Here is a 24,596-nt window from a genome sequence, read left to right as displayed (position 1 = left end):
CGATGTGTCCGCAGTCGCACCCGACGGACGCAAGATGCTGCGCCTGGAGGTCCGGAACAGCCAGACCCCCATCGAGCGCAAGCCCGAGTGGATCAAGACCCGGGCGAAGATGGGGCCCGAGTACAACAAGCTGCAGGGCCTCGTGAAGAGCGAGGGGCTCCACACGGTCTGCCAGGAGGCGGGCTGCCCCAACATCTTCGAGTGCTGGGAGGACCGCGAGGCGACCTTCCTCATCGGTGGCGACCAGTGCACCCGCCGCTGCGACTTCTGCCAGATCGACACCGGCAAGCCGCAGGCCCTCGACCGTGACGAGCCGCGCCGCGTCGGCGAGTCCGTCGTCACGATGGACCTGAACTACGCCACCATCACGGGCGTCGCGCGCGACGACCTGGAGGACGGCGGCGCCTGGCTGTACGCGGAGACCGTGCGCCAGATCCACCAGCAGACCGCGGAGCGTGCCGCCGGCCGCACCAAGGTCGAGCTGCTGGCCCCCGACTTCAACGCGGTGCCGGAGCTCCTGGAGGAGGTCTTCGCCTCCCGCCCCGAGGTCTTCGCGCACAACATCGAGACGGTGCCGCGGATCTTCAAGCGGATCCGCCCCGGCTTCCGCTACGAGCGCTCCCTGGACGTGATCACCAAGGCCCGCGACTACGGTCTGGTCACGAAGTCGAACCTGATCCTCGGCATGGGCGAGACCCGCGAGGAGATCAGCGAGGCGCTGCAGCAGCTGCACGAGGCGGGCTGCGAGCTGATCACCATCACCCAGTACCTGCGTCCGTCCGTGCGGCACCACCCCGTGGAGCGCTGGGTGAAGCCGCAGGAGTTCGTGGAGCTGAAGGAGGAGGCCGACGAGATCGGCTTCTCCGGCGTGATGTCGGGCCCGCTGGTCCGTTCGTCGTACCGGGCGGGAAGGCTGTACCAGCAGGCGATGGAGCAGCGCAGCCGAGCCGGAGCGTAGGTGGGGGGTCCGCCCGAGGAACGAGGGCGGGCACCCGGCCGCAGCGGTGGCGAGGCGGAGCGCGACCGAAGACCCGAGCAGCGCAGCCGAGCCGGAGCGTAGGTGCGGGCACCCGGCCGCAGCGGTGGCGAGGCGGAGCGCGACCGGAGACCCGGTCCGTCCGTCGCGCCGGGCCGTCTGCCCCTTGTCCGCGCATCGGTGCGGTCGTCCGTACGTCGTACGGACGACCGCACCGGCGTGTCATGAGCTTCATCGGTGTTTGACCACCGGGTCACACCCTGGTAACACCAATCTGTGAGGCTGTTCTCACTCACCGCCATCAAGCGCTCACGGAGGCCCTCGCCCATGCAGGCCGCGCACATCCGAGCCCACGCGATTCCGTCCGTCACCGACGCCCTGAAGGCCGTCGAGTCCGTGCTGCTCGCCCGCGGGCACCGCACCGCCCGGCGTAACGCCTGGACCTCGGTTCTGGAGGACCGCCGGCACGCCAAGGACCGGGTGGAGGCCCAGCACGTCCTGGAGGCCGTGGCGGGCCGGGCTTCCCGGGCCACGTAAACTTCAGGGCATGGCGAGGAAGGCAAACACGGGCGGCGCTGACGCCGCGAACCCAGGGCGACTGAAGCAGATCGCCCTCACGTACAAGATGACCCGGAAGGCCGACCCGAAGGTCGGTCTCGTCGTCGCGGGCGTGGGCATCGTCGTACTCGGTGTCCTCCTCGCGATCGGCTTCCTGATCGGTCACCCGGTCTACCTGGGCATTCTCGGTTTCGTTCTGGCCTTCCTGGCGATGGCGATCGTCTTCGGCCGGCGTGCCGAGAAGGCGGCCTTCGGTCAGATGGAGGGCCAGCCGGGCGCCGCCGCGGCGGTGCTGCAGAACATCGGGCGCGGCTGGACGACGACTCCGGCGGTGGCGATGAACCGCAACCAGGACGTCGTGCACCGCGCGGTCGGCCGCCAGGGCATCGTGCTGGTCGCCGAGGGCAACCCGAACCGGCTGAAGACGCTGCTCGCGGCCGAGAAGCGGAAGATGGCCCGGATCGTCCCGGACGTGCCGGTCACCGACATCATCGTGGGCAACGACGAGGACTCGGGCCAGGTGCCGCTCAAGAAGGTCCGTACGAAGATGCTGAAGCTGCCCCGGGTGCTCGCGGGCCCCCAGGTGACGGCGACGAACGACCGGCTGCGGGCGATGGGTGACCTGATGAGCAACATGCCGCTGCCGAAGGGTCCGATGCCGAAGGGGATGCGGATGCCGCGCGGCGGCAAGATGCGCTGAGGCCCTGCCTGTGCAAAGGGGGGCGCCCCGGACCGATCCGGTCCGGGGCGCCCCCTTTTTCGCGCGTCACGGGTTCTCGTGTGTCACGGGTCAGATGCGCACCTGGACGGCGCCGGAGAAGCGGTCGTGCAGGCCGCGGCCGTCGCGGTCCCAGATGAGGGCCGGGAGGGCGAGGCAGACGAGGAGGCTGCGCAGGGCGACCCGGACCAGGCCGAGCCGGCCGCCGTCGACGGAGACGACGCGGAGCCCGAAGAGCCGCTTGCCGGGGGTGGAGCCGATGGTGCCGATGGTCAGCATGCTCAGGACCAGCAGGATGAGCAGGGCCCAGTTGCCGGTGGCCTGGCGATAGCCGTCGGTGATCAGGCCGTATGCGATCAGCATGCAGAGGGCCCAGTCGACGGCGAGGGCGCCGAGGCGGCGGCCGGGGCGGGCGATCGAGCCGGGGCCGTCCTCGGGCAGGCCGAGCTGCTGCCCGCGGTAACCGAAGTCCACGCCCGCTTGCTCGGCCGCGGCGCGCGGTCCGGAGAGCCATGATCCGAGTGCTTGCCTGTTGTCCACCCGACCACGGTACTGCGCCCGTTTTTGATCACTTCGGCCTGGGTCGGGCTCGGGCGGCCGGGAGCGCGGGGGCCGGGGCGGCGCACCCGCGCCGGTTAACTTCGACGAAACAAATGGGTCATGCTTGAGAAATCCCGTCTGCCTATGGTCGGGTCCTGCGTGTGCCACCGCACTGGCCGCACGACCGAGCTGCAACCCCGCCCCTCCCCGGGCCGGGAGTAGGAGGAGTTGGATGTTCCAGAACGCCGACGAGGCCAAGAAGTTCATTCAGGACAATGACGTCAAGATGGTCGATGTCCGTTTCTGCGACCTTCCGGGCGTGATGCAGCACTTCACGATCCCGGCGACGGCGTTCGACCCGTCCGAGGAGCTGGCCTTCGACGGTTCGTCGATCCGCGGCTTCCAGGCCATCCACGAGTCGGACATGGCCCTGCGCGCGGACCTGTCGACGGCCCGCCTGGACCCGTTCCGCCGCGACAAGACGCTGAACATCAACTTCTTCATCCACGACCCGATCACGGGCGAGCAGTACAGCCGTGACCCGCGCAACATCGCGAAGAAGGCGGAGGCGTACCTGGCCTCCACCGGCATCGCCGACACCGCGTACTTCGGTCCCGAGGCCGAGTTCTACGTGTTCGACTCGGTCCGCTTCGAGACCTCGGCGAACCAGGGCTTCTACCACATCGACTCCGAGGCCGGCGCCTGGAACACCGGCAAGGAGGAGGACAACCGGGGTTACAAGGTCCGCTACAAGGGCGGCTACTTCCCGGCCCCGCCGGTCGACCACTTCGCCGACCTGCGCGCGGAGATCTCCCTGGAGCTGGAGAACGTCGGCCTCAAGGTCGAGCGCCAGCACCACGAGGTCGGCACCGCCGGCCAGGCGGAGATCAACTACAAGTTCAACACGCTGCTGGCCGCCGCCGACGACCTGATGCTCTTCAAGTACATCGTGAAGAACGTCGCCTGGCGCAACGGCAAGACCGCGACCTTCATGCCGAAGCCGATCTTCGGCGACAACGGTTCGGGCATGCACGTCCACCAGTCGCTGTGGACCGGCGGCGAGCCGCTCTTCTACGACGAGCAGGGCTACGCGGGCCTCTCGGACACCGCCCGCTACTACATCGGCGGCATCCTGAAGCACGCCCCGTCGCTGCTGGCCTTCACCAACCCGACGGTGAACTCCTACCACCGCCTGGTCCCGGGCTTCGAGGCGCCGGTCAACCTCGTCTACTCGCAGCGCAACCGCTCCGCCGCGATGCGCATCCCGATCACGGGCTCCAACCCGAAGGCCAAGCGCGTCGAGTTCCGCGCCCCGGACCCGTCCTCGAACCCGTACCTCGCCTTCTCGGCGCTGCTCCTCGCGGGCCTCGACGGCATCAAGAACAAGATCGAGCCGGCCGAGCCGATCGACAAGGACCTCTACGAGCTCGCCCCCGAGGAGCACGCGGGCGTCGCCCAGGTCCCGACCAACCTCGAGGCCGTCCTCAAGGCGCTCGAGGAGGACAACGAGTACCTGCAGGCCGGTGGCGTCTTCACCGCCGACCTGATCGAGACCTGGATCGACTACAAGCGCACCCACGAGATCGCGCCGATCCAGCTGCGTCCGCACCCGCACGAGTTCGAGCTGTACTTCGACCTCTAAGCCGGAGCTCGCCAACCGGATCCGCCGAGGCCCGTCGCCCCCTCCCGGGGGCGGCGGGCCTCGCCGTTTCCGTGACGGGAATACGCAAGGTGACGAACAGGTGAACGACTGACGAACTCTCAGCTGTACCCTTGAGTAGGAGTCTCACGCTCCGCAACTGGTCGATAGCGTGGGGTCGTCGCGGCCGCCACACCCGGAGCACAGGGCTCCGCTGGGACTAGTTGGCGCGATGAGGACATCCGAACGTGACTCAGGCGGCATATGCCCCTGCCGAGACGCTCCGACTTCAGCCGTACACCGACCACTGCCGTGTCATCGCCGAAGAGGGCGCACACGTGGTCATCGGCGTCTCACCGGGAAACAGCTATTTCACCGCCCAACGGCTGCGCGATCTGGCGCGCTGGGGGCTGGACCACTTCGATCGGGTCGATCTCGTCTACACCGATCTGCATGTCGCCGACATGTACGAGGCCCTCGGCTACGGGGCCGACGAAGCGCGGCGCAAGGCCGTGAAGAACCTGCGAGGAGTACGGGCGAAGGTCGGCGCGGCCGTCGCCGAGACCGATCCGACGGGCGTCCGGGTGCGGGCCCGGGGGATGTCGGAGTTCGGGGCGGTGCCCGCGTACCAGGAGCTGCACCGGCGGGTGGTGGCGGCGGTGGCCGGCGACCCGGTGGTGCGGGAGACGTGTGACGCCCTCGCCGGGATCTTCCTGGCCGGGAAACTGACGCCGGGGCAGGAGATCAGCGAGCGGCAGCGGCAGGTGTGCCGGGCGTACATCTGCGCCGAGGTGCCGCTGTTCCTGGACACGCCCGCGATCCTCGGGGTGCCGTCCTCGCTCAACTGCTACCACCAGGCACTGCCGTTGGCCGACCTGCTGTACGCCCGGGGGTCCGGGCTGCGGGCCTCGCGCAATCAGGGGCACGGCATCCTCACCCCCGTCCCGTCCGCCGAAGGAGATGCGCGATGACCCGTCCCACCGTCGACCTGCCGGCGTTCCCCTTCGACTGGAACGGCACCCGGCTGCCCGCCGAGATCGAGGAGCTGCGGGCCGAGCCCGTGCGGAAGGTGCGGACCATCGCCGGGGCGGAGGCCTGGCTGGTCTCCTCGTACGAGCTGTGCCGCCAGGTGCTCGACGACCCGCGGTTCAGCCTGAAGGACACCTCGGCGCCGGGGGTTCCGCGGCAGTACGCGCTGACGATCCCGCCGCACGTGGTGAACAACATGGGCAACATCACGGGCGCGGGGCTGCGCAAGGCGGTGATGAAGGCCATCAACCCGAAGGCGCCCGGCCTCGAGGAGTGGCTGCGCGCACGGGCGGGCGCCCTGGTGGACGCCATGGCCGCCGAGGGGGCGCCCGGTGAGCTGCGGGGCTCGTTCGCCGACCCGTACTCGGCGGGCCTGCACTGCCGGATCCTCGGGATCCCCGAGGAGGACGCGCCGCGGCTGCTGCGCAGCCTGGACGTGGCGTTCATGAACGCGCCGCGCGAGATCGAGGCCGCCCGGCTCAACTGGGACCGGGACATCGCCTACATGGTCGAGCGCCTCGACGATCCGGCGACCACCGGGCTGATGGCGGAGCTGGCGGCGCTGCGCGACGATCCCGACTACGCGCACGTGACGGACGAGATGCTGGCCACGGTCGGTGTGACGCTCTTCGGGGCAGGGGTGATCTCGACCGCCGGGTTCCTGACGATGGCGCTGGTGTCGGTGCTGACCCGGCAGGACGTGCGGGAGGCGCTGACCGGGGGCGGCGGGGTCGCCGGGGCGATGGACGAGCTGCTGCGGGTCAACCTGTCGATCGGCGACGGGCTGCCGAGGCTGGCGCTGGAGGACGTGTGGCTCGGTGACGTGCTGGTGCGGGCGGGCGAGCTGGTGCTCGTGCTCGTGGAGGCGGCCAATCACGATCCGGACCGCTTCCCGGATCCGCTGGCCTTCCGGCCGGACCGGGAGAACGCCTCCGACCATCTGTCCTTCGGCGGCGGAGGGCACTACTGCCCGGCGACCGCGCTCGGCAAGCGGCACGCCGAGATCGCTCTGGAGACGCTGCTCGAACGGCTGCCGGCGCTCCGGCTCGCGGTGCCCGTCGAACAGCTGGTGTGGCGCACCAACTTCATGAAGCGACTGCCCGAGCGGCTGCCCGCCGCCTGGTGAGCCGTCCCGGGTGACGGGGCGCTGCCCGGCACGGGCCGGGCAGCGCCTGGGGGTCAGCGGCTGTAGCGGATCAGGGCGCGGACCATGTGGCAGGTGGTGTCGGAGGGCGGGTGGATGCCGAGCTGGGTGGCGGTCGTGCGTATCTTCGCGTTCGTGGCGCGGGAGGGCAGGTAGACGCCCGCGTCGAGCAGGGCGATCGCGAGGCGCATGGCCTTGAGTCGGCGGTTGTGGGTGACGTACCACTCGCGGGGGCGGCCCGCGGGGAGCGGCTTCTTCTGGAGGGGCTTCCAGGGTTCGAGGGACGGTGTCCGGATCATGGCGACTGCCATGGGCGACCTCCTGGCGAACGGTGGACGGGGGCCCTCCCCGGGACCCTCGCCTTCACCCTCGATTTTAGTGGTGACCACTGACAATCGTCCCTGGCCAGAACGGCTTTCGCGGGGTGTGCGGGCGGTACGTTGGGAGGCATGGAGATCTGGATCAACCCCGCCTGTTCCAAGTGCCGCAGCGCGCTGACCGTGCTGGACGCCGAGGGCGCCGACTACACCGTGCGGCGCTATCTGGAGGACGTGCCGTCGCCCGAGGAGATCCGGGAGGTGCTGGAGCGGCTGGGCCTGGAGCCGTGGGACATCACGCGGACGCAGGAGGCGGCCGCCAAGGAGCTGGGCCTCAAGGAGTGGCCGAAGGACGCGGAACACCGGGACCGCTGGGTGGAGGCGCTGGCGGCGCATCCGAAGCTGATCCAGCGGCCGATCATCACCGCCGACGACGGCACGGCGGTCGTCGCGCGGAGCGAGGAGGCCGTGCGGGACGCGCTGTCCCGTTGATGCTCCGCCTCAGGCGAAGTGGCGGGCGATCCGGGCGTGGGCGCCCGGTGGGGCTGCCACGGGCAGGGTGAAGTGGGTCGCGTCGGGCAGGGTCTCCGTCTCCACGCCGGGGGCGGCGGCCCGGGCCCGGCGGGCCACGGCGGCCGGGTCGTGGACGCGGGACCGGCCGGCGAGGAGGACCAGCGTCGGTGCCTCCAGGGCCGCCAGCCGCTCGGGCGCGGGCCTGGGACCGGTGACCGGGCGGACGGTGGGGACGGTCGCGGCCAGGGCCTGGAGTCGCCGCCAGTCCGGGTCGAGCACGGCACCCCGCGTCTCCCAGTCGAGCAGGGCGGTGACCCGGGCCGGGCCGGGGCGCAGCAGCACCGGCAGGGCGCGCAGCAGGAAGCGCGGGGCGTAGCCGGTGAAGCAGTTCGTCGGGTCGAGCAGCGCGAGGCGGTCGACGCGGTCGGGGGCGGCGAGGGCGTAGTGCAGGGCGATCCAGGCGCCGTAGGAGTGTCCGACGAGACCGACCCGTCCCGGCGCCCGGCCGCCGGAACGGTCGAGCGCGCCGAGCAGGGCGTCGAGCCAGCCGGTGAGGTCCCCGGCGGTGCGGAGGGGGCGGCCGGGGTCGGCGACGCTGCGGCCGGGTTCGCCGACGAGGTCGACGGCGTGGACGCGGTGGGCGGCACCCAGCGCGGCGGCCGTGCCGTGCCAGCCGGTGGCCGTGGCGCCGCCGCCCGGCAGCAGGAGGACGGGCGGGGCGTCGGCGGGGCCGTGGCTGATGAGGTGGGTGGTGCCGTACGGGGTGGGCACCCTGGTGGTCGTGGTGTCCCCCGGCCACCTGGCGAGGACGGCGTCGTAGGCCCGGTCGAACCGTTCCCGTGCCATGCGCGAGTCCTCTCCCCCGGTCCGCGTGGTCGGCACCCTACCCCCGCCCGTCAGACCGTCACCATGGGTGCCGCGGCTTCCGCCCGGGCCAGGATCTCGGTGAGCCGCGCCCCGAAACGCACGTCGCAGGAGTGCGGCTCGCCGGTCCGTATGGCCTCCAGGAGGGCGTCCACCGCGCCGCCGAAGGCGTCGAGGGCGCCGTCCCAGCCGGGCATCGTCGACCGGCCCCGCTCCCCGTACAGCGAGAGCGCGGCCTCGCTCGCCGCGGGCGGGGCGCTGAGGGTGAGCGTGGCCGTGCTGCTCGCGCCGGAGGTGTGGCGCAGCACCAGGTGGCGGGTGTCGGCGGGGCCGGCCGCGCAGGTGACGGATGTGACGTCGCCGAGGACCGGCAGGAACACGGACAGGACGTGCGGGCCCACGTCCCACAGGCCGCCCTTCTCGCGCCGCCAGGGCGAGGCGGCGTAGGCGCTGGCCGAGCCGGGGGCGAAGAGCGAGCCGAGCCAGTGCGCCTCGCCGAGGAACCAGCCGCCCACCGCCGCCTGTTCGTCGATCCAGCGGGCGGTGGCGGGGGCGAACCGCAGGGTGCAGAACACCACGGACGCGACCTGGGCCTTGGTCACCGCGTCGGCGACCTCGCGGGCCGTCGCCGCGGAGGTCGCCACCGGCTTGTCGAGGATCACGTGACAGCCGGCCTCCGCGGCGCGCACGGCCAGTGGCGCCTGGACGTCCGGCGGCAGGGCGAGGGCGACGGCGTCGCTCGCGGCGAAGAGGGCGTCCACGTCGTCGTGGGCCCGGGTGCCGCAGGCGGCGGCCAGCGCGGCGGCTGCCTCGGGGCGTCTGCCCCACACTCCGCTGAACTCGACGCCCGGGTGGGCGGCGAGGGCGGGCGCGTGCGTGCGCTCGGCCCAGGGGCCGGTGCCGAGGAGACCGATACGGGGCTTGCCGCCCGGGAGCTTCGTCATGCCCACCAGTCTGCCGGGCCGCCGTGGCTCCCGGCTCCGGGATCCCCCCGAGCGGTCCCCGGTCCGCCCCGGAGCGCACGCTCCGGGCGCGCCCCGCACCCCCGGCCGCCCGCCACGCGCCCCGACACCTCGCGCCCACCGTCCGGCCCCGTGCACCACGGCAACCAGCCCCACCGCGCCCGGCCCCGTGCACCACGGCAACCAACCCCACCGCGCCCCGCCCCACGCACCACGGCAACCAACCCCACCACACCCGGCCCCACGCACCACGGCAACCAGCCCCACCGCACCCGGCCCCACCGCGGGCCGGCTTCGCCACACCCGGCCCCACCGCGGGGCCGGTTTCGCCACGCCCGTCAACGCCCCCGCGCCCGCCGTCCGGCACCCGCCGTGCGCCGGGTCCCCGCCCCACCGTGCCCGCCCACGCCCCCGGTCGCCCTCCCCCGCCACCACCCGGATATCCGGTGGACCGGCGCCCCTCCCCCGGTGTTAGCGTGCTCCGGCCGGCCGCGGGACTCCGGTGCGACTTCCGGGACCTGCCTCTGAAGCAACGTATTCGCTGTTCGCGCCCCCATTCCCCGGCCGGCACCCGTGAACGGAGAGAAGGAATGTCGTCCGACCTCGTCGCCGCCGAGGACGTGCTCCTCTTCGTCAACGCGGCCGTCACGGCCACCGGCCAGCGGGAGTTCCGCGCCACGGCCGGGGAGCAGCGGCTCTCCCTGGCGTTCCTGCACGAGTACGTGCGGGTCAACTACCGCCCGCTGTACGCCGCCGCGCTCGCCCTCGACATCAACGACCACAACGCCGCGCTGATCGTCGAGGCGCTGCTGCGCACGCCGGCGGAGGCCGAGCCCCTGGAGGGCCGGCTGATCGCGGCGCGGCTCGCGAAGATGCCGCCGCAGCGCGTCTACCGGGTCTTCCGCGCCCTGCGCGCCGCCGGGGTGAACAACCGGCGCACCCGGGCGATCGTCCGCGACTGGCTGGCGGGCCGCCCCGATCTGGCGCACGACGCCGTGAAGTACCGGCCCGGTCTCAAGGCCGCCGCCCGGCACGCGCACCTCCCGCTTCCGGGCGGCCACGGCGGCGAGACCGGCGACTTCCTCTTCGCCCCGGGCCGTCGCGCCCGCTACGCACAGCCCGTTCTGGAGGCGTTCCGCCGGGCGCGCCACGAGCAGGGGGCGCTGTACGAGCTGCCGTTCACGGTGGCGGAGGGGTTCGCCGCCCGGCACGGGATACCGCGCGAGGTGTTCCTGGAGCGGATGGCGTCGCGGATGACGCGCCTGGAGCGGCTGCGGAACCGCCCCGCGGCGACCGGGGCCGATCTGTCCGTGATGCCGCTGACCCGGCTCGCGCTGTACGTCCTGTCCCTCCCCTTCGGGGAGCGGAGGGAGCGGCGCGCGGAGCTGACGGGGGCGCTGCGGGCGGCGGCGCGGCGCGTGGCCGGGCCGCACGCGGGGAGCTGGGGCCGGGTCGCGGCCGTGCTCGACGACAGCTGGTCCTCGTCCGGTTCGGCGGTGAAGCGGCGCCGGCCGCTGGCGGTCGCGCTCGGCTGCCACTTCCTCCTGGAGGCCCTGGCCGCGCCGGGCGCGTACACGGCGCACTGGACGTCCGGGGCGCGCGATCCGCTGCTCGTACGGCCCTTCGGCGCCACACCGCTCGGGATGCGGATCGTCGACGCCCTGGAGGACGCTCCGGAGCGTCTGCTGATCGTCTCGGACGGCTGGGACAACGCGCCGCCGGGGCTGGCGGGAGAGGTGCTGCGGGTGTGGCGCTCGCGGCTGGATCCGCAGCGGCGGACGAGCGCGGTCCATGTGAACCCCGTATACGACGCGGACGTCTTCGACGTGCGCCGGCTGGCTCCCGGGGTGCCGACGGCCGGGATCCGGGACGCGGAGGACCTACCGGCGCTGGTCGAGATCGCCCGCTTCGCTGAGGGCCGGGAGAGGCTCGCCGGGCTGCGGGCGTATCTGGACCGCCGGGTGGGGCTGTTCCTCGGCGGAGCCGGCGACGGCCCCGCGGACGGGCCCTTGGCCGTGGCCGCGGAGGGCGCCCCCGACTCGCCCCCGGACGGACCCACCGACGAGGCCCTGCGCGCGATCCCGGACGGGCCCTCGGACGGGGTCCCGGACGGGCCCCGGGAAGGAGGCGGGTGGTGACCCGGATCGATCTGGCGGGGCTGCGGGTGCGGCCCGCGCAGGTGTGGGGCGGGGTGCGGCTCGTGCCGCTGGTGCGGGACGAGCCGGTCGAGGGACTGCGGCTGCACCGCGAGGTGTACGCCCGCTGCGGCGCCACCGCCGTGGACGTCGGCGACGGCACCACGTACACGTCCTACGTCCCGCACGGGCTCGTCGCCGACTGGTCGGAACCGGGCGCGGCCGACGGCACCGGCACGGGCGCGCGGGGAGAGGCCGCCGTCTACGGGACGCGGCTCGGTGACGGCGCGCCGGTGGCCGCCGTCCCCGTACGGCGGCTCGCGCGGCGCCGGCACGGCGAGCCGCGGCTGCGGTTCCTTCCGCTGCACCTGGCCCTGGAGGGCTATCTGGCCCTGCACTTCGGCGGCCCGTCCGTGGTGTGGGACGAGTGGTCCCGGCAGGCGGTCCGGCAGGGCCTGTCACCGCGCGCGGAGGCCGCCTACGCGGGCTGGCAGGTGCCGGGGCTCGCGGAGGCGCTGCGGGTCTTCGAGATCCATCCGGGGCAGTGCGGGATGGTGCTGTACGTCGCCGACGCCCTGGCCGCGGCCTTCGTCGTGCCGCACCCGGAGGACTACCGGACGCTGCACCCGACCCTGGTGGAGGACCTGTTCGGGGAGCTGGTGCACCAGTACGGGCTGTACGGCGGCCCGGTGCAGGAGTTCACGGCCGCCCTCGACGGCGACCGCGTGCACTCGCTCGCGCAGCTCCGGGCGGCGGCGGACGCGCAGACGCGGGAGTGGGCGGCGGCGCACGACGGCCTGATGGCGCGGGACCTCCTGGAGACGCCGTATGCCTTCGAGCGGGTGTACCGGGCCGGACGGTTCGGTCTCTACCGGTTCCTGCCGCCGTTCCTGCGCTCGGGTCAGGAGCAGCACATCGGCGAGCTGATCACGGACCACCGGGGGCGGACGGCCTACCTGAAGACCTTCCGGCTGTCGGAGGCGCAGATCCGGCGGGGCTACCTGCTGCGCCGGCTCGCGGACTGCGACTGGCACCCGGGGCGTACGGCGGAGGCGCTCGGCACCTCGTACGCCGAGCTGGTGGCGCGGATCCGCAGGGCGGGCCTGGGGGAGCTCCTGGAGGCGCACGTGATCGCACGGCGGCTGCGCGAAACGCAGGAAGGCTGAGTAACACGGGGTTCACAATCGGGCAACCGACGGGAAATGCCGTGTTGCGAAGCTGCGAGCGCGCAGACACGCCACCGCAGCTCTCGCGACGTCGCGAGCCGCCGCCCCGCCAGCACCCGCAGCACCACGCCAAAGGATGAGGCCCGTGACCTTCAAGGCTGAGTACATCTGGATCGACGGCACCCAGCCGACCGCCAAGCTCCGTTCGAAGACGAAGATCATCCCGGGCGAGGGCCTTCCGCTGGAGGAGCTGCCGATCTGGGGCTTCGACGGTTCCAGCACCAACCAGGCCGAGGGTCACGCCTCGGACCGCGTGCTCAAGCCGGTCTTCTCCTGCCCGGACCCGATCCGCGGCGGCAACGACGTGCTGGTGCTGTGCGAGGTGCTCAACACGGACATGACGCCGCACGCGTCCAACACGCGTGCCGCGCTGGTGGAGACCTACGAGCGGTACGCCGCGCAGGAGCCGATCTTCGGCATCGAGCAGGAGTACACCTTCTTCGAGGGCACCCGTCCGCTCGGCTTCCCCGTGAACGGCTTCCCGGCCCCGCAGGGCGGCTACTACTGCGGTGTCGGCGTGGACGAGATCCACGGCCGTCCGATCGTCGAGGCGCACCTGGAGAACTGCCTCAAGGCGGGCCTGGGCATCTCCGGCATCAACGCCGAGGTCATGCCGGGCCAGTGGGAGTTCCAGGTCGGCCCGCTGGCGCCGCTGGAGGTCGCCGACCAGCTGTGGGTGGCCCGCTGGCTGCTCTACCGCACGGCCGAGGACTTCGACGTCGCCGCGACCCTGGACCCGAAGCCGGTGAAGGGCGACTGGAACGGCGCGGGCGCGCACACCAACTTCTCCACCAAGGCGATGCGCGAGGGCTACGACGCGATCATCACCGCCTGTGAGGCGCTGGGCGAGGGCTCGAAGCCGCTGGACCACGTCAAGAACTACGGCGCGGGCATCGACGACCGCCTGACCGGTCTGCACGAGACCGCCCCGTGGGACCAGTACTCCTACGGCGTCTCCGACCGCGGTGCCTCGGTCCGCATCCCGTGGCAGGTCGAGCAGGACCGCAAGGGCTACATCGAGGACCGCCGCCCGAACGCCAACGTGGACCCGTACACGGTGACCCGCCTCCTGGTGGACACCTGCTGCGAGGCCCTGGAGAAGGCCGGCCAGGTCTGAGACCGGGTCCGATCCGCACCTTCCGGGGAGGGGGTGCCCGCCGTCACGGCGGGCACCCCCTCCCCGCGTTGTCAGTGCCGTCTGCCATCGTGCACCCATGCTCGACATCACAGTGCGGACCGAGAACGGGGAGCGGCACGTCCGGCCGTCCGAGGAGGACCTGGCCGGGCTCGTGCGGCGGATCGGCGCGGAGGGGGACCGCTTCCTGATTCTGCAGCGGATACCGGACCTGCCGGCCGTGTTCGCGCAGGTCTGGCACGGCGGCTCCGGCCCCTACCAGGTGGAGCACCGGGCCGGGGCGCCCGAGCTGCACTTCGAGACGCGGCTGGACGAGCCGGCCCGGGTCGCGGAGGTCCTCACGGCATGGGCGCGCGGCGCCGCCGAGTTCGCCGCCCGCGGCGAGGCCGAGGGCGTCGTCTGGGAGAACATGGGCTTCCCGCCCGAGCCGGCGGCGCCCGAACTGCCCGAGGAGATACGGGTGCGGCTGGAGGCCCGGGTGCGCGAGCTGCTCGTCTGCGGCTACGACGACCGGGCCCGGCTGGCCGAGACGGCGGAGGACCACCTGACCACGCGGGACGAGCGGCCGGTGTCGCGGCGGCAGGCCGAGGAGCTGGTGGACCGGCTGTGGCTGGAGCGGGTCGCGGAGACGGCCGGCTGGGAGGGCACGACGGACCCGGAGCGGATCACGGCCGCGTTCACCACGCTCGGCGCCGCCGGGATCGTCGCCCGCGAGCACTTCACCTGCTGCCGCTCCTGCGGCCTGTCGGAGATCGGCATGGAGGACGGCGCCGAGGAGGCGCGGGGCTTCGTCTTCTTCCACACGCAGGGCACGGAGGGCGCCGCCTCGGGCGGGTCGCTGCATCTGCTGTACGGGGGGTTCGACGGCTCCGAGGAGACGACCGCGGCGGTCGGCGGGGAGGTGGCCGAGGCGCTGCGCGGGCAGGGCCTGACGGTGGAGTGGGACGGGGATCCGCGGCAGGCGGTGCGGGTGACGGGGCTGGACTGGCGCAAGCGGCTGACGGGTTGAGCCCTCGTCAGCCGAGGCCGTCGACGCCCTTTCGGGGGCGGTGTGACGTACCGGGGGCTGCCCAGCTCACTTCCCTCCTGGTTTAATAGGGATATGGCCAGCATGCAGAACGACACCGCGACGGGTCGCCCCGACCTCGAGCCGTTCTGGCCTTCCCGCCAGCACCACGACTTCGACCGGTGCTGTCGGCGCGTGAGGAACGCGTCGGCCCTCTAAAGCCCCGACCGGCCTTTCCGGTCCCGCGGCCTTCGGCCGACGCGCATGACGTACGCACGACGTTCCCCGTCCGTCCGTGACCCGCGCGAAAGAGCTGATTCCTCATGGCCCACACCCAGGCTGCCACCGCCACCCTGTCCACCGCCCGTCCCCGCCTGCGCGCCGTCGACCCCGACGAGGTCGCCGGTCTCGCGCGGGTGGCCGGCTTCCTGCCGCCCGGCGCCACGCTCCTGCCCGCCCCGCAGCACGCGCTGCCGGCACTGCCGGGCCGGCCGCCGATGGTCGGCTATCTGGTGCTGCTGCCCGCCGACCAGCAGCCGCCGGCGCCCGTGGGGGCGCCGGCGACGGACGCCGGGCAGGGCCCGGTGGTCATCGACGGGGTGCAGCGGATCGCCCGCGTCGACGGGCGGGCGCTCGACCTGACGTACCTGGAGTTCGAGCTCCTCGCCCACCTCGTCGCCCACCCGCACCGGGTGCACAGCCGTGACCAGCTGGTCACCACGGTGTGGGGATACGGGCACGTGGGCGACGGCCGGACCGTCGACGTCCATGTGGCCCGGCTGCGCCGCAAGCTGGGCGCCGAGCACCGCCACACGATCCAGACCGTGCGGCGGGTCGGCTACAAGTACACGCCCTGAGCGGCCGGTCCTCGGGCGGCCGGGCGGCCGGTCCTCGGTCAGCCAGGCAGCCGGGCGGCCGGTCCTCGGTCAGCCGGCCGACGCGCCCTGCTTCGCCCGCGCCTTCGCCTTCGCCCGTGCGACGCACCCGAGGGCGAGGTCGACGGCCAGGAACGCCACCAGGCTGATGCCGAGCAAGGGCACGAACCAGCCGGTCAGCGCGGTCGCCGCGAGCAGCGGCAGCAGCAGGGGCGCCGGGACCTTGCGCCACGCCCCGCGCGCGGCCGGGCGGCCCGGACGGCGCAGCCACCACATGCGGTAGCCCCACACGATCAGCAGGATCAGGGCGAGCGCGAGGGCGGCGAGCGCCAGCTGGTTGAAGAGGCCGAGGAAGACGCCCATGTGGGCGTCGATGCCGATGCGCGTGAGCTTCGCGAGCAGCGGGTACTCCGCGAAGCGGAGCTCGTCGAGGACGGTGCCGTCGGCCGGGTTCAGGGCGACCGAGTCCAGTTCCGCGGGGAACTGCTTGTCGGTCTCCTTCACCACGTAGCCGGCTCCCTCGGCGGGCGGCGCGACGGAGATCGACGGGCTGTCGATCCCGGCCGCGCGGGCCGCCTCGACGGCCTTGTCGATGCCGATGTCCGTGCCCGGGGCGGCGTGGGGCGGCACCGGGTGGTGGCCGACGCCGTGCCCCGCGTGCTCACCGCCGGCTCCGGCACCCGCGCCGGCTCCCGCGTCGATGTCCGCGGACAGCGCGGGGGTGGCGCCGCCGAGCCGGTCCTGGACGCTGCCGATGTTCTCGCCCGCGTACTTCGACCAGGTCAGGCCGGTGGCGGAGAGCGCGACGAGGCCGGTCACGGCCCACAGGCCCACCGCGCCGTGCCAGGACAGCGTGCGGCGGCGGGACTTGGGACCGCGCTCGGGCAGGAAGAGGGCGCGGCGGTTCCTCCTGCGCCGGCCGAGCCAGAGCAGCAGCCCGCCGAGCGCGACCACCCACAGCCAGCTCGCGGCCAGTTCGCTGTAGTTGCGGCCGAGCTCGCCGAGGTGCAGGTCGACGTGGAACAGCGAGATCCAGGTGCGCAGCGGAAGTGCGCCGCTGCTGCCGTAGCTGGGGAGCTGTCCGCGTATCTCCGCGGTGTACGGGTCGACGAAGACGGCCATCGAGGTGCCTTCGGGGGCGTCCGGGTCGGCCATGAGGACGCGGGTGGTGGCGTCGGGTTCGGCGGCGGGCCAGACGGAGGTGACGGTGCCGTCGGTGTTGGCGGCACGGGCGGCCTCGACCTGGCGCGAGAGCGGCAGGGCGGCGGCGCCGTCCGGCACCGGGACCGTCAGCTCGTGCGCGTACACCAGCTTTTCGGCCGGGTAGGAGAGCGCGTAGAGCAGGCCGCTGACGGCGGCCACGAGGAGGAACGGGGCGACGAGGACGCCCGCGTAGAAGTGCAGGCGCAGGACGAGGGGGCGCAGCGCCGCCCAGCCGCGCGGCGACCGCCCGGAGGTCCCGGTGGTGTCGCTGGTGGAGGCGGTGTCGCTGGTCTCGGCGGTGTCGGTGGTGTCGCTGGTGCCAGGGGTGTCGCTGGTGGAGGCGGTGTCGGTGGTGCCGTAGGTGTCAGGGGCGCCGGGGGTGCCGGCGGCGGGTGTCTCCCGGGTTTCCGGGCGCGGCAGGTCGTCGATGGTCATGACGGTCCTCACGAGTGTGTGTCGACATGGGGAAGCGGCCCCCGGTCGATCCACGTCAGAAGTGTGCTCCGAGGGCCGTGGCGCGGGGTGCGGGCGGGCGGGGCGGCCCGCGCCGGGAGACGGAGTGGGCGAGGACGACGCCATGGAGCCGGCGCGCCTGCGCGCGGGGGCGCACGGGCCGCGGGGCGGGCGGTACGGGGGCGAGGAGGTGTCCGGCGGCGAGGAGCAGCCGCAGCGGGGCGGCGGCCCGGGCGCCGGCGGTCCGCGCGAGGGCGAACAGCGCGGCCTCGCCGCGGGCCAGCCACAGCCCGCAGACGAGGGCGGCGAGGAGGTGGGCGGCGAGCATGCCGGAGGCGGAACCCGCTCCGGCGGAGCCGCCGCCCATGGCCATGCCGTGCCCCATGTGCTCCGCGTGCGCGGCATGAGCCGCGTGGGCGGCATGCGCGGCGTGGGTCAGGTAGGGGTCGGCGAGCACTTCGGCCGGAACGTCCGCCACCGCCGTCGCGGTGTGCTCCCCCGCCCCGAAGATCAGGTGCAGCACGCCCTGGACGGCCGCCAGGCCGGTCGCGATGGCGAGGGGGCCGCGGCGGCGGTCCGCGGCGGCCCAGGCGAGGGCGGCCGTCACCGCGAAGGCGGCGAGGAGGGAACCCATCGGGATCGCATGGGCAGACATGGACGAATGCCCCGTCGCGGCCAAAGTCACGCACACCGCCGCGAAGAGCGCGGCACGGAGGGCGCGCAGCGGCGACCGGGTGTGCGTCATGGTGGGGCCATCGTTTCATTCCGCCGCCGCACCGGTAAGACCGCCTGCCGGAGTATCGGCTACGGTTCACAGAAAAGCATGATTCATACCGTTTTCGGAGGAGTCGACGTATGCCCGCCATCCCCGCCGCCAGCGTCGCCAACCTCCGCGATCTCGGCACCCTCCCCCTCGGCGAGGGCCGCAGCGTCCGTGAGGGGCTGGTCTTCCGCTCGGGGCAGCTCGACCGGCTCGATGCCGCCGAGCCCCTGGTGTCGGCGCTCGGGATCCGTACGGTGGTCGACTTCCGCACCGCCGCCGAGCGGGCGGAGCGGCCCGACCGGGTGCCGCCGGGCGGGCGGCTGCTCGTCGCGGACGTGCTGGCCGACTACCTGGCGACGAGCGGTCTGCCGCCCGCCGCCCGCCTCAAGACGCTGCTCTCCGATCCGGCGCTCGCCGAGAAGCACCTGGGCGGCGGCCGGGTCCTCGACGCCTTCACCCGGACCTACCGCGCCTTCGTGACCAGCGAGTCGGCGCGCGCCTCCTACCGGGCCTTCCTCACCGAGCTGGGCGATCCGTCGGCGGGCCCGCTGCTCTTCCACTGCACGGCCGGGAAGGACCGGACCGGCTGGGCGGCGACGCTCGTGCTCTCGGTGCTCGGCGCGGACGAGGAGACGGTGATGACGGAGTACCTGGCGGTCAACCCGGGAGCGCGCCAGGCGTTCGCGCCGCTGATCGAGGGTTTCACGGCGCAGGGCGGCGACCCGGACCTCGCCCTGGCGCTGATCGGGGTGGTGCCGGAGTACCTGGAGGCGGCGCTGGACGAGGTGGCGGTGCGGCACGGTTCGATGGAGAAGTACGTACGGGAGGGGCTCGGCGTGCCGGAGGAGGTCACCGACGTGATCCGGGAGCGCCTGACGGTGTACGCGGCCTGAGGCCGTCTCGGCGGCGGCCGACGGCGGACCGGCCCGCCGGCGGCCCGTCGGAACGGCGGCCCGGTGGGCCGAGGGGCGGTCAGCCCGGCGGGGCCGACGGCGGCCCCGGCCCCCGCGCGGGCCGGGGTGACCATCGCATCATTCGCTCGTTCTGCTGAACGTGAGCACCCAGGAACTCGCCCCCGCCCCCGGCTCCCCCGGTCCGGTCGACGTCGAGCAGGCCGAGGCCGCGCTCGTCGAGCACTATCCGAGGCTCGTCCGGATCGCCTATCTGGTGCTGCCGCCCTCCCTGGGGCGCAACCGGCGGGTGCTGACCGCGCACGCCCTGGTGCAGCGGTCGCTGCCGCGCCGCCGCGTCTCCGGTGGCGCCGGCGTGGTGCCGGGGGCGCGCGGGGCGGCGGAGGACGCCGTCGACCCGGGGTACGCGTACGTGCGGGGCGAGGTGCTGCGGCAGGCGCTGGTCGCCGGGCTGCCGCTGCGGCGCCGGGCGCTGCCGCGGCGGGCGCAGTTCCCGCCGCTGCTGCCGCAGGTGTGGGGCCTCAGGCTCTTCCCACGGGCCGGCGGCGCCGACGAACTGGCCCTGGACCAGAGCTTGTCGGCGCTCTCCGGAGCGGGCCGGGCGGCGTACGTGCTGCGCGGTCTGGAGCGGCAGGGCGACCCGGAGGTGCTGCGGGTCCTGGCGGCGGCCGGGGTCGAGGACCCGCGGGCGGCGCTCGCGGAGGCGGACGGGGTCCGGGCGCCGGGGGGATTCGGCGGGGCCGTGCTCCTGGAGTCGGCCGAGTTCGACCCGTGCTCGCTCCAGGCGCGGCCGACGGACCTGATGCGGCGGCGCCAGCACGGCAAGGCGGCGCTGGCGGCGGCAGCGGCGGTCGTGGTGTGCGGGACGCTGCTCGGGCTGCCGGCCGACGGATGGGGCAGAAACGGTGCTGCGGCACCCTCGTACGCCCGCAACCCGGCCGCGGAGGCGGCGCTCGACCCGGAGGGGCTGAAACGGGTCGGCGCGGCCGGCCGGCAGATCTCGTCCCGGACGGACTTCTCGGTGTGGCCGGTGCGCGGCGACCTGACGGACGACGCGGCGCTGCTGCGCCGGGCGCTGGCGGTGTGGGCACGGCCGGGGCCGGCCGTGCGGGCCTCGGCGACGCCCGGGACGCCGCCGGGACCGCCGATGGGTTCGCCGCAGCTGCTGTTCGCGGGGCGGGTCGACGCGGCGAACGTGGTGCTGTTCTTCGACGGGCTGCGGGTGGTGCGCTATGCGGAGCCGGCCGGGAGCACCGGCGGGGCGGCGCTGGACTTCGCGCGGACGGACGGGGCGGACGCGGTCGGCTCGGCGGCGCTCGTGGTCTCCCGGGCGGCGGGCAACGTCCGCTATCTGACGGCGCCCTGGGTGCGGGAGGCGGCGGTGCTGGACCTGTTGCTGCCGGACAAGGAGCCGCGGGTCCTGGCGCGGGACGCCCACGGGGTGACGGAGCCCCTCCCGAGCCCGGCCACGGCGCCGGGCTGTACGCGCTGGAGCGCGCTCCAGGTGCGGGACGAGACCGGGACGCGGCTCCTGACCGACCTCGGCGAGCTGGTCCCGGCCCGGCTGACCTCGGGGCCGCCCGGCCGGCCCGCGGACGTGACGGGCGGTGCGGCCCGGGCGGAGTGGGCGCGGGTCGCCTGTCAGTTGCCGGCGATGTTCTCGCGCGGGGTGCGGTCGGTGAACTCCTGGGCGTACGCGGCCCAGCGGCTGCCCGAGGGCGCGGGGCGTGCGCAGTGGCTGTGCGCGCGGGCGGAGACCTGGCGGGGCACGGGCAGCCGGGCCCTGGCCCTGTTCCTGGGGCCGGGCACCACCGGCCCCGCGGCGGTCGCCGGCCGCTCGGACGGGTCGCCGGCCTGCGGGGCACGGGAGCCGCGGGTGCTGGCGGGAGCGGTGTGGCAGGCGAAGGGCGGGCAGTGGTACGCGCTGGCGGCGGGGACGGAGGACTTCGCGTCGCTGACGTTGTCGGGGGGCGTGAAGGAGCGCTCCGAGGGGCCTCTGCTCGCGGTGAAGGCGGCACCCGGGAGCCGTGCGGACCTGTCCGGCACCCTGCGGGACGGGACGCGGGTGCGGTCGTTGCGCTGACGGGCCGCCCGCGGGGCTCGGGGCCAGGGGCCCGGGCGGAGCGGAAAAAGGGTGTGCACGACCCTGGTCCCGTCGTCTACCCCTCAGTACATTGACGCCATGTCTAATACGCAGCCCGCACCGGTGGCGTCGGAGCACATCGCACTCAAGGCCCGCAAGGTCTCCTTCGACTGGGAGGGGACCCCGCTCCACTGGGTTCCCGGCGACCCCTTCACCACCCACACCATCAACGTGCTGCATCTGCTCCTGCCCGCCGGCGAACGCTGGTTCGTGCACGTCTACAAGCAGGTCCTGCCGTACATCACCGACGAGCGGCTGCGCGCGGACGTCATCGGGTTCATCGGGCAGGAGGCCGTCCACTCCCAGGCCCACGACGACGTCCTGCCCCACCTCAAGAAGCTGGGGCTCGACCCGACCCCGTACACCGCCCAGGTCGACTGGTTCTTCGAGAAGCTGCTCGGCGACCGGACCCTGCCGCCCGGCCGGCCCCGTCGCTGGTGGCTGATGGAGCGCGTGGCGCTGATCGCCGCCATCGAGCACTACACCGCCTTCCTCGGCAACTGGGTGCTCAACGCCGAGGCGCTCGACCGGGCCGGCGCCGACCCGGTCATGCTCGACCTGCTGCGCTGGCACGGCGCCGAGGAGGTCGAGCACCGCTCGGTCGCCTTCGAGCTGTTCCTGCACCTGGACGGCACCTACCGGCGGCGCGCCCGCACCTGGGCGACCGCGTTCACCGCGCTCGTCTTCCTGTGGCAGCGCGGGGTCCGCTTCTTCATGGAGAACGACCCGACACTCCTGGGCGCCAAGCCGTCGATCGGGCAGCTCGTCCGCAAGGGCCGCGAGGGCGTGCTGCCGTCGACACCGGACATGCTGCGCTCCATACCCCGGTACCTGAGCCGGAGTTACCACCCCACGCAGGAGGGCTCCACCGCGCAGGCCGCCGCCTATCTCGCGAACTCCCCCGGCGCGGGCGGAGGCCGGCACTGATGGGCCGCACCCGACTCCGTACCGCCGTCCTCGTCGCCGGAGCCGCGCTGCTCGCCAGGCGGGCCCTGCGGCGCCGGATCGAAGCCTCGCCGCTGTGGCCGATGCCCGCGCTCGACGAGCCGGTCTCCGGCCGCGGGCGGCAGGCCACCGTCACCCGGCGCGTACTCGTGGCCGCGCGCACCGAACCCGCCGAAGGCGTGGTCCAACTGCGCCTGGAAGGTACGGGACTGCCCGCCTGGCAGCCCGGCGCACACGTCGACCTCGTCCTGCCGTCGGGGCTGGTCCGCCAGTACTCGCTGTGCGGCGACCCGGCCGAGCGCGACGCGTACACCGTCGCCGCCCGTCTGGTCGAGGACGGGGCGGGCGGCCGGGGCGGCTCCCGCGAGGTGCACGAACAGCTCCACGTCGGCACGGAGATCGAGATCCGCGGGCCCCGCAACCGCTTCCCGCTCGTCCCCTCCCCGTCCTATGTGTTCGTCGCCGGAGGCATCGGCATCACCCCGGTCCTGCCGATGGTCCGCGCGGCCGAGGCCGCCGGCGCCGACTGGCGGCTGCTGTACTGCGGGCGCAGCCGGGCCACCATGCCGTACGCCGACGAGCTGGAGCGTCTGGGCGGCGCCCGCGCCACCGTGGTGGCGGAGGACGAGGACGGCCTGCCCGACCTGTCCTTCCTGGCCACGACCCCCGCCGAGACGGCCGTGTACTGCTGTGGCCCCGAGGGGCTGATGGACGCCGTGGCCGCCGCCCTGCCGGAGGGCCGGGTACCGCGCCTGGAGCGCTTCTCGGCCGCCCGGACCGAGGGCGGCGAGCCCTTCGAGGTCGAACTGCGGCGCAGCGGACGGACCGTGACGGTGGCGGCCGGCCAGTCGGTGCTCTCGGCGGTCCGCGAGGCGGTGCCGGACGTGCTCTACTCCTGCCGGCAGGGCTTCTGCGGGACCTGCCGGCAGCGGGTCCTGGAGGGCGAGGTCGACCACCGGGACGAGCTGCTCACCGACGCCGAACGGGCCGGCTCCATGCTGATCTGCGTCTCGCGGTGCTCGGGCGGGCGGCTCGTGCTCGACCTCTGAAGGCCCTACGGCAGGACCAGCCAGTCCAGGGCCAGGGCGGCGAGGAGGCCGCCCGCCAGGAGCCAGGTGGCGAGGCGGGTACGGCCGTTGCGGGAGAGCTCGATCACCACACCGCACAGGATCATGGCGAGCCCGTACACGCCGACGACGAGGACGGAGGTGTGGGCCGCGAGGCGCACCGCCAGGACCACGCCCATCACCACGAGCAGGACGGCGCCGACGACGACGCGCAGGAGCCGGGCCTGCCGGGGCGTGAGACCGGTGCGCTCGGCCAGCTCGTCGGCCTCGGTTGCGGCCGCGTCGGGCCCGGTCTCCGGCGTGTCCTGCTCAGAAGCACTCATGTGCCGGGAGCGTAACGGACTCCCGTTAGGCTGTTCGCATGACGACCGGGGTACGCCGCAGGATGGGCGTCGAGGAGCGCAAGAGGCAACTGATCGGGGTGGCCCTCGAGCTGTTCAGCCACCGCTCCCCCGACGAGGTCTCCATCGACGACATCGCCGCCGCCGCGGGCATCTCCCGGCCGCTGGTCTACCACTACTTCCCCGGCAAGCAGTCCCTGTACGAGGCGGCGCTGCGGCGGGCGGCCGACGAGCTGGCCGCCCGGTTCCTCGAACCGCCCGAGGGCCCGCTCGGTGCGCGTCTGCTGCGGGTGATGGGCCGGTTCTTCGACTTCGTCGACGACCACGGCCCGGGTTTCGCGGCGCTGATGCGGGGCGGCCCGGCGGTCGGTTCCTCCACCACCCAGACGATGATCGACGAGGTGCGGCAGGCCGCCTACGAGCAGATCCTGGCGCACCTGGAGGTCCCCGAGCCGTCCGCGCGGCTCGAACTGGTCGTCCGTTCCTGGGTGTCGCTCGCCGAGTCGACGGCGCTGCTGTGGCTGGACGGCCGCCGGGTGCCGCGCGCGGAGCTGGAGTTGCAGCTCGTGCACGACTTCGCGGCGCTGGCCGCGGTCAGCGCCGCGCACGACCCGGAGACGGCGGAGATCCTGGTCCGCATCCTCGCCGACGAGCCGGCCGACGGCCCGTTCGGCGACCTGGTGGCCCGGCTCGTCGCCCTCGTCCCGCGGCTGCCGGGTCAGCGCTTGGCGTAGGACGGGTCGAGGTCGCGGACCTCGGCGGAGATCCGGACGCCCTCCCGCTCCTTCAGGTGCTCGGGCACCAGGGCGAGCACGCCCTGGACGAGCCGTGCCTTGGCCTCGTCGGTGCGGCCGGCGAGGAGTGCGATCTCCACGTGGACGACCGCGTCGTCCGTGGCGCCGTCGCCGACGACGAGCTCCTCCACCTCGCGGAAGCGGGTCTTGCAGGCGTCGAGGCTCGCGTCGACGGTCTCGACGACGAGCGGGTGCAGGGCGAGGGCGAAGCCGCGCCGGTCGAGGGGCGCGGAGTAGTCGACGGTGATCTGGGGCATGGGTCGCTCCTCGTGGTCGGGACACCGGGTCGGGGGGTGTCGGGCCCACCCTTACGGGGAGCCTCGTGACGGCACAAGTGAC

General features: G+C 73.8%; 25 protein-coding genes. 17 read left to right on the top strand and 8 right to left on the bottom strand.

Going from position 1 to position 24,596, the window contains the following annotated elements; translation table 11 throughout:
- The first annotated feature begins 4 nt into the window (after positions 1-4).
- From lipA to ABD954_RS24805, 3 genes are all read left to right on the top strand, one after another.
- Complete coding sequence (gene lipA, locus ABD954_RS24815; RefSeq protein ID WP_345489013.1) at positions 5-958, top strand: lipoyl synthase; 954 nt, start codon at positions 5-7, stop codon at positions 956-958.
- A gap of 345 nt (positions 959-1,303) precedes the next feature.
- Positions 1,304-1,513, top strand: a complete 210-nt coding sequence (locus tag ABD954_RS24810) for an SCO2195 family GlnR-regulated protein (protein WP_345489011.1) — start codon at positions 1,304-1,306, stop codon at positions 1,511-1,513.
- A gap of 10 nt (positions 1,514-1,523) precedes the next feature.
- A complete protein-coding gene (locus ABD954_RS24805; protein WP_345489009.1) occupies positions 1,524-2,234 on the top strand; it encodes a DUF4191 domain-containing protein in 711 nt (236 codons plus the stop codon).
- A 90-nt stretch (positions 2,235-2,324) separates the two neighbouring features.
- On the opposite strand, the gene ABD954_RS24800 is transcribed toward ABD954_RS24805, so the two are convergent.
- A complete protein-coding gene (locus ABD954_RS24800) occupies positions 2,325-2,792 on the bottom strand; it encodes an RDD family protein (protein WP_345489007.1) in 468 nt (155 codons plus the stop codon).
- Between the two features lie 232 nt (positions 2,793-3,024).
- Here ABD954_RS24800 and glnA point away from each other — a divergent pair, with 232 nt between their 5' ends.
- The 3 genes from glnA to ABD954_RS24785 all read left to right on the top strand — a co-directional run bounded on the left by glnA (position 3,025) and on the right by ABD954_RS24785 (position 6,586).
- On the top strand, positions 3,025-4,434 hold the full coding sequence (gene glnA / locus ABD954_RS24795; RefSeq protein WP_345489005.1) for a type I glutamate--ammonia ligase: 1,410 nt from the start codon (positions 3,025-3,027) through the stop codon (positions 4,432-4,434).
- Between the two features lie 245 nt (positions 4,435-4,679).
- Positions 4,680-5,402 carry a cyclodityrosine synthase gene (locus tag ABD954_RS24790; RefSeq protein WP_345489004.1) on the top strand — a complete coding sequence of 241 codons (723 nt, stop codon included), beginning with the start codon at positions 4,680-4,682 and terminating at the stop codon, positions 5,400-5,402.
- Positions 5,399-6,586, top strand: a complete 1,188-nt coding sequence (locus ABD954_RS24785) for a cytochrome P450 (RefSeq protein WP_345489002.1) — start codon at positions 5,399-5,401, stop codon at positions 6,584-6,586. The genes ABD954_RS24790 and ABD954_RS24785 overlap by 4 nt, the downstream gene beginning before the upstream one ends.
- A 53-nt stretch (positions 6,587-6,639) precedes the next feature.
- Here ABD954_RS24785 and ABD954_RS24780 read toward each other — a convergent pair whose 3' ends face one another.
- Positions 6,640-6,915 (bottom strand): hypothetical protein, encoded by a 276-nt coding sequence (locus tag ABD954_RS24780; protein WP_345489000.1) that lies wholly within the window; start codon positions 6,913-6,915, stop codon positions 6,640-6,642.
- A 138-nt stretch (positions 6,916-7,053) separates the two neighbouring features.
- On the opposite strand from ABD954_RS24780, the gene ABD954_RS24775 reads away from it, so the two are divergent.
- Complete coding sequence (locus ABD954_RS24775; protein WP_345488998.1) at positions 7,054-7,413, top strand: arsenate reductase family protein; 360 nt, start codon at positions 7,054-7,056, stop codon at positions 7,411-7,413.
- A gap of 9 nt (positions 7,414-7,422) precedes the next feature.
- Here the strand turns inward: ABD954_RS24775 and ABD954_RS24770 are convergent, their stop codons facing one another.
- Positions 7,423-8,280 (bottom strand): alpha/beta fold hydrolase, encoded by an 858-nt coding sequence (locus ABD954_RS24770; protein WP_345488996.1) that lies wholly within the window; start codon positions 8,278-8,280, stop codon positions 7,423-7,425.
- 50 nt (positions 8,281-8,330) lie between these two features.
- On the bottom strand, positions 8,331-9,242 hold the full coding sequence (locus ABD954_RS24765; protein ID WP_345488994.1) for a Gfo/Idh/MocA family protein: 912 nt from the start codon (positions 9,240-9,242) through the stop codon (positions 8,331-8,333).
- Between the two features lie 608 nt (positions 9,243-9,850).
- On the opposite strand from ABD954_RS24765, the gene ABD954_RS24760 reads away from it, so the two are divergent.
- The 5 genes from ABD954_RS24760 (at position 9,851) to ABD954_RS24740 (ending at position 15,619) form a co-directional block, all read left to right on the top strand.
- Entirely contained in the window at positions 9,851-11,398 is a 1,548-nt protein-coding gene (locus ABD954_RS24760; RefSeq protein WP_345488992.1) for a hypothetical protein, read from the top strand.
- Positions 11,395-12,561, top strand: a complete 1,167-nt coding sequence (locus tag ABD954_RS24755) for an ARPP-2 domain-containing protein (RefSeq protein ID WP_345488991.1) — start codon at positions 11,395-11,397, stop codon at positions 12,559-12,561. Before ABD954_RS24760 ends, ABD954_RS24755 begins: the two co-directional genes overlap by 4 nt.
- 145 nt (positions 12,562-12,706) lie before the next feature.
- Complete coding sequence (gene glnII / locus ABD954_RS24750) at positions 12,707-13,738, top strand: glutamine synthetase (RefSeq protein WP_345488989.1); 1,032 nt, start codon at positions 12,707-12,709, stop codon at positions 13,736-13,738.
- Between the two features lie 97 nt (positions 13,739-13,835).
- The gene (locus tag ABD954_RS24745) at positions 13,836-14,765 is read left to right on the top strand and encodes a DUF6891 domain-containing protein (RefSeq protein WP_345488986.1); all 930 of its coding nucleotides are present in this window, start codon (positions 13,836-13,838) and stop codon (positions 14,763-14,765) included.
- Positions 14,766-15,085: 320 nt separating this feature from the next.
- On the top strand, positions 15,086-15,619 hold the full coding sequence (locus ABD954_RS24740; protein WP_345488984.1) for a winged helix-turn-helix domain-containing protein: 534 nt from the start codon (positions 15,086-15,088) through the stop codon (positions 15,617-15,619).
- Positions 15,620-15,688: 69 nt separating this feature from the next.
- On the opposite strand, the gene ABD954_RS24735 is transcribed toward ABD954_RS24740, so the two are convergent.
- Together ABD954_RS24735 and ABD954_RS24730 are read right to left on the bottom strand one after the other, a co-directional pair.
- Positions 15,689-17,275, bottom strand: a complete 1,587-nt coding sequence (locus ABD954_RS24735; RefSeq protein ID WP_345488982.1) for a PepSY-associated TM helix domain-containing protein — start codon at positions 17,273-17,275, stop codon at positions 15,689-15,691.
- 55 nt (positions 17,276-17,330) lie between these two features.
- A complete protein-coding gene (locus ABD954_RS24730; protein WP_345488981.1) occupies positions 17,331-17,948 on the bottom strand; it encodes a hypothetical protein in 618 nt (205 codons plus the stop codon).
- Between the two features lie 200 nt (positions 17,949-18,148).
- Between ABD954_RS24730 and ABD954_RS24725 the strand changes: the two genes are divergently transcribed.
- The 4 genes from ABD954_RS24725 (at position 18,149) to ABD954_RS24710 (ending at position 23,104) form a co-directional block, all read left to right on the top strand.
- Positions 18,149-18,949: a tyrosine-protein phosphatase gene (locus ABD954_RS24725; protein WP_345488979.1), complete on the top strand. Its 801-nt coding sequence runs from the start codon at positions 18,149-18,151 to the stop codon at positions 18,947-18,949.
- Positions 18,950-19,109: 160 nt separating this feature from the next.
- Positions 19,110-21,050: a hypothetical protein gene (locus ABD954_RS24720; protein ID WP_345488977.1), complete on the top strand. Its 1,941-nt coding sequence runs from the start codon at positions 19,110-19,112 to the stop codon at positions 21,048-21,050.
- A gap of 99 nt (positions 21,051-21,149) precedes the next feature.
- Positions 21,150-22,037 carry a metal-dependent hydrolase gene (locus tag ABD954_RS24715; RefSeq protein ID WP_345488975.1) on the top strand — a complete coding sequence of 296 codons (888 nt, stop codon included), beginning with the start codon at positions 21,150-21,152 and terminating at the stop codon, positions 22,035-22,037.
- Positions 22,037-23,104 (top strand): PDR/VanB family oxidoreductase, encoded by a 1,068-nt coding sequence (locus ABD954_RS24710; protein ID WP_345488973.1) that lies wholly within the window; start codon positions 22,037-22,039, stop codon positions 23,102-23,104. Before ABD954_RS24715 ends, ABD954_RS24710 begins: the two co-directional genes overlap by 1 nt.
- 5 nt (positions 23,105-23,109) lie before the next feature.
- On the opposite strand, the gene ABD954_RS24705 is transcribed toward ABD954_RS24710, so the two are convergent.
- Positions 23,110-23,445 (bottom strand): hypothetical protein, encoded by a 336-nt coding sequence (locus tag ABD954_RS24705; protein WP_382745759.1) that lies wholly within the window; start codon positions 23,443-23,445, stop codon positions 23,110-23,112.
- Positions 23,446-23,483: 38 nt separating this feature from the next.
- On the opposite strand from ABD954_RS24705, the gene ABD954_RS24700 reads away from it, so the two are divergent.
- Entirely contained in the window at positions 23,484-24,197 is a 714-nt protein-coding gene (locus ABD954_RS24700) for a TetR/AcrR family transcriptional regulator (protein WP_345488971.1), read from the top strand.
- On the opposite strand, the gene ABD954_RS24695 is transcribed toward ABD954_RS24700, so the two are convergent.
- On the bottom strand, positions 24,182-24,514 hold the full coding sequence (locus tag ABD954_RS24695; RefSeq protein WP_345488969.1) for a 5-carboxymethyl-2-hydroxymuconate Delta-isomerase: 333 nt from the start codon (positions 24,512-24,514) through the stop codon (positions 24,182-24,184). The genes ABD954_RS24700 and ABD954_RS24695 overlap by 16 nt on opposite strands.
- Between the last annotated feature and the right edge of the window lie 82 nt (positions 24,515-24,596).

This window comes from Streptomyces roseoviridis (assembly GCF_039535235.1).
Classification (GTDB): Bacteria; Actinomycetota; Actinomycetes; order Streptomycetales; family Streptomycetaceae; genus Streptomyces; species Streptomyces roseoviridis.
This window is presented reverse-complemented; position numbering and strand designations above follow the sequence as displayed.

Coding starts and splice junctions, on each gene's coding strand:
- ABD954_RS24695 (WP_345488969.1), bottom strand. CDS start 24,514: ATGCCCCAGATCACCGTCGACTACTCCGCGCCCCTCGACCGGCGCGGC.
- ABD954_RS24775 (WP_345488998.1), top strand. CDS start 7,054: ATGGAGATCTGGATCAACCCCGCCTGTTCCAAGTGCCGCAGCGCGCTG.
- ABD954_RS24780 (WP_345489000.1), bottom strand. CDS start 6,915: ATGGCAGTCGCCATGATCCGGACACCGTCCCTCGAACCCTGGAAGCCC.
- ABD954_RS24700 (WP_345488971.1), top strand. CDS start 23,484: ATGACGACCGGGGTACGCCGCAGGATGGGCGTCGAGGAGCGCAAGAGG.
- glnA (WP_345489005.1), top strand. CDS start 3,025: ATGTTCCAGAACGCCGACGAGGCCAAGAAGTTCATTCAGGACAATGAC.
- ABD954_RS24710 (WP_345488973.1), top strand. CDS start 22,037: ATGGGCCGCACCCGACTCCGTACCGCCGTCCTCGTCGCCGGAGCCGCG.
- ABD954_RS24760 (WP_345488992.1), top strand. CDS start 9,851: ATGTCGTCCGACCTCGTCGCCGCCGAGGACGTGCTCCTCTTCGTCAAC.
- ABD954_RS24740 (WP_345488984.1), top strand. CDS start 15,086: ATGGCCCACACCCAGGCTGCCACCGCCACCCTGTCCACCGCCCGTCCC.
- ABD954_RS24725 (WP_345488979.1), top strand. CDS start 18,149: ATGCCCGCCATCCCCGCCGCCAGCGTCGCCAACCTCCGCGATCTCGGC.
- ABD954_RS24810 (WP_345489011.1), top strand. CDS start 1,304: ATGCAGGCCGCGCACATCCGAGCCCACGCGATTCCGTCCGTCACCGAC.
- ABD954_RS24765 (WP_345488994.1), bottom strand. CDS start 9,242: ATGACGAAGCTCCCGGGCGGCAAGCCCCGTATCGGTCTCCTCGGCACC.
- ABD954_RS24805 (WP_345489009.1), top strand. CDS start 1,524: ATGGCGAGGAAGGCAAACACGGGCGGCGCTGACGCCGCGAACCCAGGG.
- ABD954_RS24735 (WP_345488982.1), bottom strand. CDS start 17,275: ATGACCATCGACGACCTGCCGCGCCCGGAAACCCGGGAGACACCCGCC.
- ABD954_RS24705 (WP_382745759.1), bottom strand. CDS start 23,445: ATGAGTGCTTCTGAGCAGGACACGCCGGAGACCGGGCCCGACGCGGCC.
- ABD954_RS24730 (WP_345488981.1), bottom strand. CDS start 17,948: ATGTCTGCCCATGCGATCCCGATGGGTTCCCTCCTCGCCGCCTTCGCG.
- ABD954_RS24715 (WP_345488975.1), top strand. CDS start 21,150: ATGTCTAATACGCAGCCCGCACCGGTGGCGTCGGAGCACATCGCACTC.
- ABD954_RS24785 (WP_345489002.1), top strand. CDS start 5,399: ATGACCCGTCCCACCGTCGACCTGCCGGCGTTCCCCTTCGACTGGAAC.
- ABD954_RS24745 (WP_345488986.1), top strand. CDS start 13,836: ATGCTCGACATCACAGTGCGGACCGAGAACGGGGAGCGGCACGTCCGG.
- ABD954_RS24770 (WP_345488996.1), bottom strand. CDS start 8,280: ATGGCACGGGAACGGTTCGACCGGGCCTACGACGCCGTCCTCGCCAGG.